The sequence below is a fragment of the Pseudomonas sp. NPDC086112 genome (assembly GCF_044746425.1).
Classification (GTDB): Bacteria; Pseudomonadota; Gammaproteobacteria; order Pseudomonadales; family Pseudomonadaceae; genus Aquipseudomonas.
The window spans coordinates 33,825-46,478 of sequence record NZ_JBIVCD010000035.1 but is presented as its reverse complement, the minus strand read 5'-3'; the positions used below and the strand labels follow the sequence as shown (position 1 = coordinate 46,478).

Annotated in this window: 11 protein-coding genes; 3 read left to right on the top strand and 8 right to left on the bottom strand. The window is 53.7% G+C overall.

Translation table 11 applies throughout. The features are described from left to right. Positions 1-3 precede the first annotated feature (3 nt). The 3 genes from ACIPLA_RS21530 to ACIPLA_RS21520 all read left to right on the top strand — a co-directional run bounded on the left by ACIPLA_RS21530 (position 4) and on the right by ACIPLA_RS21520 (position 1,101). Positions 4-246 carry a hypothetical protein gene (locus ACIPLA_RS21530; RefSeq protein WP_218399280.1) on the top strand — a complete coding sequence of 81 codons (243 nt, stop codon included), beginning with the start codon at positions 4-6 and terminating at the stop codon, positions 244-246. Between the two features lie 10 nt (positions 247-256). Further along, the gene (locus ACIPLA_RS21525; RefSeq protein ID WP_008073311.1) at positions 257-430 is read left to right on the top strand and encodes a hypothetical protein; all 174 of its coding nucleotides are present in this window, start codon (positions 257-259) and stop codon (positions 428-430) included. Positions 431-516: 86 nt separating this feature from the next. Next, positions 517-1,101 (top strand): hypothetical protein, encoded by a 585-nt coding sequence (locus ACIPLA_RS21520; protein WP_401175767.1) that lies wholly within the window; start codon positions 517-519, stop codon positions 1,099-1,101. Between the two features lie 332 nt (positions 1,102-1,433). On the opposite strand, the gene ACIPLA_RS21515 is transcribed toward ACIPLA_RS21520, so the two are convergent. From ACIPLA_RS21515 to tssI, 8 genes are all read right to left on the bottom strand, one after another. After that, on the bottom strand, positions 1,434-1,700 hold the full coding sequence (locus ACIPLA_RS21515) for a hypothetical protein (protein ID WP_401175765.1): 267 nt from the start codon (positions 1,698-1,700) through the stop codon (positions 1,434-1,436). After that, entirely contained in the window at positions 1,697-2,044 is a 348-nt protein-coding gene (locus ACIPLA_RS21510; protein WP_401175762.1) for a DUF6124 family protein, read from the bottom strand. The genes ACIPLA_RS21515 and ACIPLA_RS21510 overlap by 4 nt, the downstream gene beginning before the upstream one ends. Before the next feature lie 209 nt (positions 2,045-2,253). Continuing rightward, entirely contained in the window at positions 2,254-2,607 is a 354-nt protein-coding gene (locus ACIPLA_RS21505; protein ID WP_218399283.1) for a hypothetical protein, read from the bottom strand. A 1,389-nt stretch (positions 2,608-3,996) separates the two neighbouring features. Further along, positions 3,997-4,392: a hypothetical protein gene (locus ACIPLA_RS21500; protein ID WP_218396722.1), complete on the bottom strand. Its 396-nt coding sequence runs from the start codon at positions 4,390-4,392 to the stop codon at positions 3,997-3,999. 247 nt (positions 4,393-4,639) lie between these two features. Continuing rightward, positions 4,640-4,984 (bottom strand): hypothetical protein, encoded by a 345-nt coding sequence (locus tag ACIPLA_RS21495; protein ID WP_401175758.1) that lies wholly within the window; start codon positions 4,982-4,984, stop codon positions 4,640-4,642. Beyond that, positions 4,981-9,804: an RHS repeat-associated core domain-containing protein gene (locus ACIPLA_RS21490; protein WP_401175755.1), complete on the bottom strand. Its 4,824-nt coding sequence runs from the start codon at positions 9,802-9,804 to the stop codon at positions 4,981-4,983. Before ACIPLA_RS21490 ends, ACIPLA_RS21495 begins: the two co-directional genes overlap by 4 nt. After that, positions 9,801-10,529 (bottom strand): DUF4123 domain-containing protein, encoded by a 729-nt coding sequence (locus ACIPLA_RS21485; RefSeq protein WP_401175752.1) that lies wholly within the window; start codon positions 10,527-10,529, stop codon positions 9,801-9,803. The genes ACIPLA_RS21490 and ACIPLA_RS21485 overlap by 4 nt, the downstream gene beginning before the upstream one ends. A 4-nt stretch (positions 10,530-10,533) precedes the next feature. Next, entirely contained in the window at positions 10,534-12,576 is a 2,043-nt protein-coding gene (tssI, locus tag ACIPLA_RS21480; RefSeq protein ID WP_401175749.1) for a type VI secretion system tip protein TssI/VgrG, read from the bottom strand. Between the last annotated feature and the right edge of the window lie 78 nt (positions 12,577-12,654).

Here is a 12,654-nt window from a genome sequence, read left to right as displayed (position 1 = left end):
GCCATGAGCGACGACCTCAAACCGCCCACCCTTGCCACCTGGCAGCGGCTGTTCGACGACAAAGCCTACTGGCAGCAATCCCCCGACGCGCATTACAGCGAATTGCTGCGCATCGCCGACGATCTGCTGGGGCAGGGCGCCATCGACCTCGCTCAATGGCAGATCCTCAAAACCAAGGCCGATCAATCCCACAAAGACTCGCCCGCCGTGAATGTCGCCCACGAAGTCGACGATCCCGAAACCTGAGGACATCCCCATGAATCGCAAACCGACCAGTCCCTCGGAAAACCCCGACGAACCCCGGCCACCAGGCGAAGTCGAGCGCGACAATGACGCCCTGCGACCCACCGACCCGACCCGGCGCAAGGAAAGCGGCAAGGGCACAGACAGCGGAGAATCCACCGCGCAAGAAACAGCGGAAACTCCCTGATCAGCGTCTATGCTCCTCGGCACAGACGGCGCCGAACCTGGATAGAGAGCTGTCTGCTGCCATCCATCACAGGGAAAGTATCGCTTATGAAGTTCAACGCACTGACCAAAGCCATCACCCTCGCCACGCTCCTGTCCACCGCCAGCCTCAGCGCCATTGCCGCAGACATCCCGCTGTCCGCCGTCGTGGAAGCCGATCAGGTCGTCACCAAAGTCCTGGCGGTCGACGCCGCCAAACATCAAGTCGTCCTTGAAGGCGCGGAAGGTCGGCAGGTCCATGTACAACTCAGCGACAAAGCCAAAAACCTCGGCAAACTGAAAGTCGGTGATCAGGTCAACGTCGAAGTCATCCGCTCGGTCGCAGCCTACCTCGACACCAACATCGACAAAGGCCTGCCAGGCTCCATCGAACACACCGGCGAAAACCGCGCCACCAAAGACAATCCCAACCCCGGCGGCGAAGCCTTCCGTCAGATACAGGTCCAACTGAAAATCACCCACATCGACCTGAAGAAAAACCAGGTGACCTTCCAAAACCCGGCCGGCCAATCCAAAACCGTCAACGTCGAAAGGCCTGAAGTCCAGGCGAAACTGAAAGATCTGAAAGTTGGGCAGAGCGTTGTGGTGACCTATACCGATGTGCTGAAAGTCACCAGCCAACACCCAAGCTGATCATTACTTGTACCCGTTGATTGTTTTTGTACAGAAAGTTGTATAAGAACAATCAGTTTTAATGGTCGAACTGGTGAGTTTTAAAAGTTTGTATCTGGTTTTTTAGCAAAAACTTACGAAATATTACGTGCATAAATTTCATGTTTATACCGAGGACATATCCGCCAAATTCTATTAAAATCCTTCCCGTTCGCCCGGTGTCAGGGCTCTTTACCAGTGCATGGATTGCCAGGCCATTACACTGGGCGAACACCTCCTCTGGAACGCAATGGTTAAAAGTTTCGGACATAAAAAATGGGCGACCTTGAAGTCGCCCATTTTTATTGGCTGGGTTAAAGCTGCGCCCGCAACCGTCGCCCGATAACATCCAGCAAATCGCAACCATCACGCAATTGGATTGCAAATACCCTCGCAAACTCTTGCAACAGCGCAGCATCACCACCAATCGCTTCGCCGAGGGAAAGCGTTTCCAACAGTTGAGTGACACTGCGAATGCGATACGCCGCCGTGTTGTGCAACACGTCGACAGGCGCTTCAGTGTCTATCAGCAGGGAAGGGATCGTGCAATTGATGCCGGTAATCGGCATGTATCGAGTCATGGTTGAATCTCCTGAGCATCGGACGCCCCACCGGGTGGATCGAGATTGTCCAGCGCCTGGTTTACCAACAATTCACCCAGCACGGCCAATTGCTGAATCGATAGCGCCAGGCTGCGGTGCGAGCCTTCAAGTTCGCAAGCAAAGTCAGTGGTCAGCACGTTAAGCGAGGCGAGGGTTTCGCAGGCATGGCTTAGCAGGGTTTCGGTGTCGATGTTGGGGAGGAGGGTGAAAATGTGGCTGATGGGGTCAGGATTTTTTGGGTCGCGGAGACGGGCGCTGATGGTGCGTTGGGTTGCTTGGCTGAGTTGGAGGGGGGCGAGGGAATCGGGTGGAAATTTTTTCATTGTGAAGCTCCTGAAACAATGGAGCCGCAAAGCGGCATTTGCATGCCTTGATCGTGTTCGGTCTGTCAAAACCGGTCGCTGAGGTTGCAACGACTGGGGGAGATTATCTGGGGAGGAGGGGGTGTACAAGTTCATGGGGGTCGATGGGTTTTGTGGGAAATGTCCGATGCTTCTATAAGGCGTATCGAGTGAACCGCAAGGTTGTGCGTTTAGCTATATTGGGAATCGTAGATACCTGTACTTGCTTTTATCGGATTGTCATTTTTCAGTTTGTTTAAAGCATTGGAAATAGCCTTGTTTAGTTCTGTCCAGCTTTTTGCTTTTTCGCTAAAAACTGGGTGCTCCCAGTCATATTCTTTAATTAAAGAAATTCTAAATGTGCCTTTTTCAGAGAATTCAGGGTGCCAACCTATATCAATAAGTTGATTGTGGGGGAAGACGGCTTGGAATAGGTCCTCCTTTAACTCATCAACGATCATCGAAGTGTCGGCAAGCTGATTGATGTGGGATATATCATCAAATGATATTGTTCCGCCAAGCTCAATTATTTTTTTAGTGTCCATTCAATTTTTCTTCGTCTTTGCTCAATGGTGGGGCAGAGTTGTACTCATGAGCGAGGAGAGAATAAATCTGTCCCCATCATGATTCTCTACTACCATAGATCTATTCTTGCACACTCGAATTCAATGATGTTCCCAATCTCTAATCCTCCTGGTAAAAAATCATCGATCACCATATGTATGTCGGCAACGGCAACCACTTGGTTAGTAGTGTCGATAATTTTGGCAACGATTTTTTCGCTCAAATTTTGTGTCGCTTAAGTTCCATATTCCTACAGCCGACTGATCACTGATCATTGCGTTTTTTACAGAAAAAACGTGGAGTGGTTGAGTTAAATGCTCGCCCACTATTACATTGCAAGGTTGAGAGAAGGCGATGCATGTGAAGTCACCATCACTAATTTCAACTTCCGCTTCTTCAGCTGACTTCGATATCCATTTAATGCCTTTTATTATCATGCTATATCCCTTCGGCAGTGGTTGCTGATATTTTTATCCCGTTTGTGCGGCAAGAAGGAGGCGGATTTATTTTCGTGAGTACGCGATGATTTTTACATCTTTGTAGCAGGAGCTGGAAAGCAATAGTTTTAGGAGTTTAATCGCTTGCTCTGTTCTGTCTTCTCCCAATGAAACAGCGCAACGCTGTTGCCAATACTCAGGCTTTTGTAGTACTTCTTGCTCTAGTCGTTCCCATTGCTGATTTTTGAAGTCTATAAGGACTGATTTTGCAACAAGCTCTGTACTGTACTCAGTCCAGTTTGATTCTTCTGAGTCACCGATCCATGAGTGAAGCTTTTCATAAGTCTCGTCTTTTTGGCAATTTTTTATGGGGTGGCTCCTGTTGGATAAGATGAAGTCACTGCGCCGCTTTCTTGGATCACTTGCCATTCATGTTGGGTTTTGTTTTAAAAGCTTTGAATGATGTCTGGCACTTCAGTTTCGGTTGTTTTTATGGTGTCTAACATTTCAATTAAGGATTTTATTTTATCGCTATATTCTATTGGGGCGATAAGTTGTGCGGCTGAATGAGTATCGCTTTCTATGAAGCGGCCTATGAGGGTTTCTCGACTATTTGTTAAGATGTCAAAGATGTTTTGCGAAGTGATGCCTTTGTCTGCTTTACTAAGCTGTTCCCATATGAGGTTGAGGTTGGGGGTGCGCTTTTTGAAGATTAGAATTATATTTCGATGCTGTGTTAACTCGTTTGGTTCGAACTTGTTGTCTAGGCTATTGTTGGATTGAATATATGAATATATTTTTGATGTTTGCAAAAAAAAAGGAGCAGATTTATTTTCATGTGCATAGAAAATAAATCTGTCCCCTTTTCTTTTGTCCCCTTTCTTTTCCCTTTTCTTTTCTTTTCTTTCTCTTCTTTTTTTGCCGATTCGCCTTTCAGTCTAGCGGATAGTCACATGTCCAAGGTGGAGTGAATAGCTCTGGATCGATGTTGTTCTCTTGAAGGTAGTCATTTATCTCTTCTTCGGTTTCTAACGTTTGACACTTGACAATGGTAGTGTCACTGCTTCCAATGCTATCTCTTGTTTCAATTATTAACTTAGGTATTGTGAAGTCTATTGCTACATATTTTGAATTTTTTGCGTCTTCCAAGAACTTATAATAGAGTTCTCCCGGATATCTGTTTGTAAAATTCAAATGGTATACCGCGTATATAGCAATCCATCTGCGTAAGGAGTCGTCGTTTGTAGGGAGTTCTTGCGCGATTTCTGTATACGATTTCGCTTCCAGACCCCACCAGACTTTTCTTGGAATTATTTTTGGATTGCTCATTTTTGACCTTCAAATGGATTTGGCCAGTGGATTCGAATTGCTTCACCTTTGACAGGGTGTAGTTGTAAGTGCGGGCGATCACCATGAGGATCATTGGGGTCGTGGTTTGCCATGGTGACTTTCCTTGCAAAAAAGGGGACAGATTTTATTTTTATGAGCGCTGAAATATATCTGTCCCCTTTTCTGAGAAAAATGGGAGGCTTATGAGTTCGAAAGTAAATTTAGTTCTCCTACCCCATTATTTACCTTAATTTTCGAGCATGTATGTCTCGATTTTACTTATGTATTCTTGTTTGCTTTTTGTTTTAAAAATCTCAATGGTTTGTACAGAGTCGCCGATAGGATCGCCTTTTTTGTCGTATTTTATTGTTAAAAACTCAACGACGAACTCACCGTCAGGATCCCCCTCAGGTTCGACTCGTGAGTCAAAGCAGTATCCTGTGCCTTTACGGGCGCCACCCAACAATACAGAGCTGCTGAACCAATGTGCTGTTTCTGGTTTTAGGTCTACTTCAAAAAGATTGTTTATGGTAATGGTCCAGCCACTGGGCACTCTAATAGGCTGCAGCTCGAACTCTAGTTTCTTTTTCATTTGACTTTTCCCATGTATTTTTTAACTTGCTGGGGGGAAGCTGGGAAGCTATGGATAACGGGTTTATTGCCGCCATTAGTTAATTCGATTCTTACCCAGTGTGTGAGTTGTCCTTCGTTATATCCAACAGGTTTGTCTGCTTTGTAAAACATGAAGCGAGTCCCTCCATGGTCGAATACATTACCCTCCTTGATTGCCCCATATGCTGCTTGTTTTTCGAACCCTTTGACATTGTTTGCAATGTCCGGAAGGTAAGAAGCTTCAGGTTGGCCACCTCGGGATCCATTTCCTAAGCTTAGCTCTCTAGCTTGGTCAGCTGAGCGAGCGTTCAAGTGCTTAGTTTTATGGAAATCGCCAGGTCTTTGAGCGTTGTAAACGTCGGATCTTAAATCCTTCCGAGATTGGTAGTCACTCGTATCTACTTTCTTTGGGCAACTATTGCTACTTAGGCCTAGCGGATCGACCCATCCTGTTGGGTTAGGGACATATTGGTAGCTGTTTAGTCCTCCCGCAAGCTTGATCGGATCCGGCGTCAGAAACCGTCCAGTACCCGGATTGTAGTAGCGATGCCGATTGTAATGTAACCCTGTCTCGGCATCGAAATACTGGCCCTGAAAGCGCAGCGGGTTGTTGATTTCGGCGACGTCCAGCGCAGCGAGGTTGCCATAGGCGCGGTACTTGGCCGACCACATGATTTCGCCGCTGTAATCGGTGAGTTCCTGCGGGGTGCCGAGGTGGTCGAGTTGGTAGTAAAACGGCGCGGCCTTCAGCGGGCCTTCGCCGTCGAGCATCGCCAGCGGGCGGAAGCTGCCGGGTTCGTAGATGTAGCTGCGATAGCGGTTGTCGCCGCTCTCGGCGATGAGGCGTTCGCCTTGCCAGAGGAATTCGGTGGTGTGGCCATCGACGGTCTTTTCGATGCGTCGGCCGAAGGCGTCGTATTTGTAGGATGCGACGCTGCCACCCGGCAGGCTGACGCCGATCAGGCGATGTTGGCAGTCGTAACGGTACTCGGTAACCAGTTTCTGCCCGGCGCCGCGGCGTTCGCGGATCAGGTTGCCGTAGGCGTCGTAGTCGTAATGACGGTCGCCCTGCATCAGCAGGCGGTTGCCCTTGACGTTGGCGAGGTTCGCGGTCGGCTCGTTGTTTTGGCCGAGGAGGTTGCCCGCCGGGTCGTGGGCGAAGCTTTCAGGCGTAGCGCCGCGTACGTTGATCAGGCGGTCAAGTGGATCATAGTGATAGCTGCGGTGGCCTTTGCGGCTGTCGTCGATGCCGGCGAGGTTGCCGTTGGCGTCGTAGGTGTAGCGGCGCTGGAACAGATTCTTTTCGCGCTGGCTGACGCTGTGTGCTTGCAACCGACCCTGTTCGTCGTACTGGTATTGGCTGAGCAGCAGCCCTTGTTGGCGCTGTTGTTCGCGGCCAGCGTTGAACTGGTGGCTGGTCAGGCGCGAGCCGTTGAGGTCGATGCTGCTCAGCTGGCCGCCAGGCTGGTGGCGGTAATCGAGCTTGCTGCCGTCCGGCAGGCGGCAGTGTTTCAGTTGGCCGACGCTGTCGTATTCGTAGCGCAGAGTGCCCCAGCCCTGGTGTTCGGTGATCAGGCGATCTTGCAGATCGTATTCGTAGGCGAGGGGCCAGTGGCTGTCGTCGACGTTGACAAGGCGTCCGAGGGCGTCATAGCTGTAGTGAATTTCTTCACCGTCAGCCAGGGTTTTCACCAGCAGACGGCCAGCAGCGTCGCGCTGGTATCCGGTGATCAGCTCGCTGCCGTCGTCGCCGAATTCGGTTTTCTTCAGCAGTTGGCCATTGAGATCGTATTCGTAAGCGGTACGGCGACCGTCGAAACCGGTTTCCTGCTGGATCAGGCCGTTCGGGTAATAGTCGAGGTGGTAGTGCTCGCCACGTTCGTTTTCGATCTCGGTGAGCAGCAGGCGCGAGTTGTCGTACCGGTAGCGAAGCTGACTGCCGTCGGGGTTGATGCGGCGGCTCACGAGGTGCAGGTTGTCTGCGTATTCGTAGCGGGTGATGCGCCCGAGTTCATCCCGTTCGGCGGTGACGCGACCATACGGGTTATAGGTGAAGGCACGGGTGGCGCCGCCGGGGAGGGTGATTTGTGTCAGGCGATCAACGGCGTCCCATTGATAGTGGATGATGGCACCGGTTTCATCCTGACGTGTGATTTGCCTACCTAGCGCGTCGTAACGGTACTTGCGTTGTCCGCCGCCGGGCAGGCGTTCTTCCAACAGTTGACCGAGATTGTTCCAACCCAGTTGATGACGACTGCCATCGGGGTGACGAATCTCCAGCAGGCGACCCTGACGGTCGTAGTTGTAGTGAGTTTCGTTGCCGTGGGGATCGGTTTGTTGGGTGATATCGCCCTGGCGGTTGCGCTCGTACTTCCAGCGGGCTTTACCTCGCTGGACATCAATGAGTTGACCATTGAAGTAGTTGTAACGGGTCGGTTCGTCTTCTGGCGAGATTACGGCCATCAAGCGCCCGGCATCGCTGTACTGATACTCGGTGATGGCGCCCATAGGGTCTTTTACTGCGACCAGACGTCCCTGATCGTCATAGGCTTTCTGCGTTTTCCCACCATCGGGAGCGGTCTCGCTGATCAAACGCGCATTTTCGTCATGCACATAGACTTGTTCACTGCCGTCGGCGTTGTAAACAGTCACCGAACCTTTGTCATCCCACTCGTAACGGGCTTCCAGTTGCGAGTAGCTGGCCCAGTGGCGGACGCAACGGGAGAGTTTGCCTTCGCGCTCCCATTCCCAGAAGAAGCTGGCGCCCCCGGCCAGTTGCCGTTCCAGAATGACATGCTGATCGTTGTAGCGGTAATACTCGGTTTCACCTGCTGCATTGGTCGAGGATACGAGCTGATTACGCGTGTTGTAGCGGTAGGAGACCAAGGTCTGAATGGTTAGCCATGGATCCTGGCGCTCACCGCGATCGTTGTACTCGGAACGTTGTTGCTGATGATCCACCGCCGCAATATGGCGATCGTCGTAGCGCAAGAGCAAGGCACGGCCTGCGCCGTTGTCGATGCGCTGAATGCGGCCGACCAGGTCATAGCTGATGTGTATCCGGTTGTCATAGGCATCGCTGATGGTGATCAGACGCCCGGCATGGAAATGGTAGAAGCGTGCCTTTGGCCCGGCTTGGGTGAGGATTAGTTCGCCAGGTGCCTTGCCCAAGTAAATCGCGGCTTGGGCAAGGCTGTTGGTGATGGCCGGGCGTTGTTCCGTTGGCACCGGGAAGCGGGTTTGACGGTTTTCGTTGTCCGTCCACAGCACGCCTTCATCGTCCAGTTGCAAACGGTGAGACAGGGAATGACTCCAGCCATGACCGAGACGGCTGTCGATTTCGATCGCACTGCTGCGGTACAGGCGCGTCCATTCCAGAGGCAACAAACCACCCAGTTCGCCATCAGTGAGGGTCAGCAACTCCTCGCCGGTCACCATAGACACCGGTTCGCCGTTGGTGCATGTGTTATTGGCACACTCGGCGGGTTTACCGGCCGGATTTTTCGATTGATCGGGAGCGTTATCGACCGGCTCTTTCTGCTCGAGGCGGGTCGTGCTTTGCGTCTTGCCGCGCGCCTGGATCTGCGCATCCGTTTTCACTTTTCCACCGGCGACAGGTGGCTTTTTCTTCGGCGCCATTGCTGTTTCGGCGGGTTTGGGCGGGGCGATCTCAACGTTGGCTTTACGCGCCGGGTTGAATGCCGAATTGCCATTAAGCAATAAAGGCCGAGCAGCCTCGGTATGCGGTGTGGCGCTTGTTTTGCTGACTTTCATCAGCATGCCGGTAAAATCTTCAATCAGTTTCACAACTTTGCCGCTGTTTTGCGTGGCTTTTACTACCTTCGTGCCAATGCGCACGGCCAGGCCGAGACCACCGGTCAGGACCACACCGACCAGAATGTTCAGCAAGAATTCTGTGCTCATTTGCGCCAGCACTTCTGTGCATGTCTGCGGTGGCAGCATCTTCACCCAGGCCATGATGGCGGCAACGTAGATCCACATTAGTGGTTCATCGCTGGCGATCAACAGGGCGGTGTGAATGGCCTCAGCGGAGGCGTCATAAATCTTCTTGATTTGCTCTTCGGTGAAGAAGTTTTTCAGCTTCTCGTAGTTCTCACGAGGATGCGCAACCAGGTTGTAGAGGCTTTTGATATCGCCCCACAGACCCATGATCGCTTTCAGAAAGCCTTCCCATGCGGCCTCCAGTTCCTGCAGGGCACGGCCACCCATCGAGGCATCGGTATGTGCCTGCCAAAGCGGTAGGAAACTGGTGCTCCATTCAGTCTGCAACCAACCGCTCAAATCGCCGATCACGCCCTGATAGGAGTTGAATAGGCTGTCGATCTGCGCGCGTGTAGGGTTCGGGAAGAACGTGATTTTGTATTGCTGATTGGGCGTGAGGCCGGTGACTTCCAGAATCCCGGTCGAGTCGATTGTCTTGTTGATCTCCGGTCCGGCTTCGTTCTTGCCAATGAACCGGCCATCCACCACAGGCACCAGACGGACCGGCGTATTGCCGATCGGAACAAATCGCGCAGACTCGAAGCTATGTACAAGCGTGAGTTTGCCGTTTGCCGGGCAGTTGGCATAAAGGGTGTTTTCCTTTTTGCTGTCCTTGTCCTGAGTGTGGACCTCATCACCGACCTTGAATTGCTGTTCCGCGTCCAGGACTCCGCCGTACCAGGCCTCGGCATGCTCACGGTAATCCTTCAGGCACTTTTTGAAGTCACTGATGATGGCCTGAGCATCTGGTTGTTTTGCCGTGAGGTTGCCTACGATCTCACCCATCAAAATGCTCATACAGCCACCTCATTTTCCAGATGGGCCTTCAACAGCCCGGTGAAGTTTTCTTCCGTGAGCGGCGTGCGTTTTACGAAGCGCGCCACTTTTGTTCGCAGGTTGGATTCGGGGAACGAGAAGTACAGGTCGGCGTGATCCTCCTTCAACCACTGCATCATGTTGCCGACTACGGTCGATGGGTTTTGCTTGGTCAGGCCATCAAGCAACGCCTTCGGCACCTCCCACCAAGGCCAATCCTTCGCCGGTGGCACCACCCTCGGCCCAACCTCCAGGCTCTTGCCATTAATCAGGTACCGATCAAACACCGGCAGCACTTCACCAGCGGCATCGCCGAGTCCTTCCAGAATCGGGTAGATATGCCGCCCATCCCAGAACCTGAGAAACACTTCAGTCCCATCCGGCATCCGCACCTGAGTGAGGCTACGCAGGTGTTCGAACACCACGTTCGGTTCGCTGCGGGAAACGGCTAGCCACCCCCAATCGAGGGCGTCCGTTTCGGCAATCCATGGCAGGAAGCTTGAGTTGGGTTTCAACTCGGTAAGGTAGGGCATCACCGGCTGCCAGGCCGCGTAGGGTGTACCGCCCCAGATCGGGATCGCCTGGGTTGTTGGTTCGTTTTGATAAAGCGACTTGAGCGCTTCGGCATCGCTGGCCGCGCTAACGATCAAGTACAAACGCTCGCCCGTCTGCAACGGCCGTTCAGCCAGCCAAGCCTGTGGAGTCATCAGATCAGATCGCACAGGCACCTGCCTTGCACTTCTCGCACTCTTCACAGAACGGCGCATTCCGTTTCAGCGTATTGATCTGCGCCGGGCTCAGAACCGCGCCAGCCTTATCCGCATCCGCCTGCTTCAACACCCCCGGCATCAACGGCGCAGCCCCCGTCCCGCTGCCCGGGCTACCCCCGGAGTTCATGTTGATCACCGGCCCGCTCAGCGTTACGCCGCTGGCGTCGATCTTGATGAAGCTGCCCCCGCCCTTGAGGGTCAGTTCGCTGCCGGCCTCGAGCACGACTTTCATGCCGCTGCTCAGGTGGATTTCCTGGCCGGCTTCGATGAACTGGCCGGTGCCGACCTTGATGTGCTGGTTCACGCCCACGGTCAGGTGGTCGTTGGCGCGGGTTTCGACTTTGCGGTCGGCGTAGACGGTGTGGTGTTCTTCGGCCTTGAATTCGCTGTAGCTGTTTTTCTCCACGGTGTCGTGGCGTTCGTTGCCGACGCGGATTTTCTGGTCGTGCTCGACGTTTTCGTCCCAGTCGCGCTGGGCGTGCAGGAAGATTTGTTCCTGGCCTTTCTTGTCTTCGATGCGCAGTTCGTTGAATCCGCCGCCGTCCGGAGAGTTCAGGGTTTTGAAGGTGCTGCGGGTTTTGTTCGCCGGCAGGGCGTACGGGACGACGTTTTCCTTGTGGTACAGGCAGCCGCTGATCAGCGGTTGGTCGGGGTCGCCTTCGAGGAAGCTGACCAGCACTTCCATGCCGATCCGCGGGATGGCGATGCCACCGTAATGGGCGCCGGCCCAGGCGGAGGAGACGCGCAGCCAGCAGCTGGTCTTGTCGTCGGCCTGACCTTCGCGGTCCCAATGGAATTGCACTTTGACGCGGCCGTACTGGTCACAGTGGATCTCTTCACCTTTGGGCCCGGTGACCACGGCGCTCTGGCTGCCGAGGATCCGTGGTTTGGGGTGGTTCAGCGGCGGGCGGTTCGGCACGTCCCAGGGGGTGGCCTGGAAGCGGTTGCGGTAGCCCTGGTGGAAATCGTCCTTGAGGTTAGTCGTACTGCTGGTGACCGACTCTTCCAGCACTTGCGGCTGTTTGCCTTCGTGGAGGATTTCGGTCAGCAGCCACAGGTCGTTCCACTTGGCCTTGGGGTGTTGGGTCAGGGCCAGGAAGTGGCCGCTGACCAGCAACGGCTGATCGCTTTTGCCTTCGACGAGCTGGAAGTCGCTGCGGTGACGCTCGAGGGCGCGTTTGGCCAGGTGTTTACCGCGTTCGCGGTCGATGAAGCGGCCGGGGTAGTCGTAGTCTTCGAGGTCGGGCAGGGCGTCGCCACGGTGTTCGCTTTCCAGGGTCAGGCGTGGCTTTTCGAAGTCGTAGTCGCGGCGGGTGGTGCGGCTGGTGCGGGTTTCCAGGCGCAGGTCGAAGCGCTTGATCACCGGGTCGTTGGCGACCATGCCGGAGTCTTGTTGATAGGCCACGGGCGCGAGTTTCGGGAACACCGTCTGGTCATCGCCGAACACCAGTTTGTGGGCCGTGGCGCTGTGCTGGAAGTGGTAATGAATACCTTCTTCCTCGCACAGGCGCTGGATGAACTGCAGGTCCGATTCATCGTACTGAACGCAGTAAATGCGCTCGGGATAAATCGCCCCGACTTTGAATTGGTAGGCGTTGCTCTGGATGCCGTGCTCTTCGAGGACCATGCCAACGATTTTCGGCACGCTGAGGTTCTGGAAGATGCGTTGGTTGATGCGGTGCGCCAGGTAAGACAGCTGCGGACGCAGGGTCACGGCGTAGCGGGTCAGGCGTTTGCCCGAATCGCCTTGGGCGGCGCGGTAGATCTGGCCATGGATGCCGCTGCCGTCAGGCGAGAGCTGCAAAAAGGCCGGTTTGTGCAATAGCGTTTCGAGGTCCAGGGACGGCTGTTCACTGACCAGCTCCACCTCAAACACAAAAGGCTGGCTGATGGCTTCCCGACCTTGCAGGGCAAGGACCTGGAGATCGTTTTCCAGACCTTCGACAGTCAGGGCAAAGTGAGTCTGATTGGCCGGCGCGAACATCCCTTGTTCCTCGTGCAGTGCTACGGCGCACGCCGACACCCAAACGGGCGCTTGCGGACGCAAAATTCCTGGAAGGCG

Coding starts and splice junctions, on each gene's coding strand:
- ACIPLA_RS21500 (WP_218396722.1), bottom strand. CDS start 4,392: ATGAGCAATCCAAAAATAATTCCAAGAAAAGTCTGGTGGGGTCTGGAA.
- ACIPLA_RS21510 (WP_401175762.1), bottom strand. CDS start 2,044: ATGAAAAAATTTCCACCCGATTCCCTCGCCCCCCTCCAACTCAGCCAA.
- ACIPLA_RS21515 (WP_401175765.1), bottom strand. CDS start 1,700: ATGACTCGATACATGCCGATTACCGGCATCAATTGCACGATCCCTTCC.
- ACIPLA_RS21490 (WP_401175755.1), bottom strand. CDS start 9,804: ATGAGCATTTTGATGGGTGAGATCGTAGGCAACCTCACGGCAAAACAA.
- ACIPLA_RS21530 (WP_218399280.1), top strand. CDS start 4: ATGAGCGACGACCTCAAACCGCCCACCCTTGCCACCTGGCAGCGGCTG.
- ACIPLA_RS21505 (WP_218399283.1), bottom strand. CDS start 2,607: ATGGACACTAAAAAAATAATTGAGCTTGGCGGAACAATATCATTTGAT.
- ACIPLA_RS21525 (WP_008073311.1), top strand. CDS start 257: ATGAATCGCAAACCGACCAGTCCCTCGGAAAACCCCGACGAACCCCGG.
- tssI (WP_401175749.1), bottom strand. CDS start 12,576: ATGTTCGCGCCGGCCAATCAGACTCACTTTGCCCTGACTGTCGAAGGT.
- ACIPLA_RS21520 (WP_401175767.1), top strand. CDS start 517: ATGAAGTTCAACGCACTGACCAAAGCCATCACCCTCGCCACGCTCCTG.
- ACIPLA_RS21495 (WP_401175758.1), bottom strand. CDS start 4,984: ATGAAAAAGAAACTAGAGTTCGAGCTGCAGCCTATTAGAGTGCCCAGT.
- ACIPLA_RS21485 (WP_401175752.1), bottom strand. CDS start 10,529: ATGACTCCACAGGCTTGGCTGGCTGAACGGCCGTTGCAGACGGGCGAG.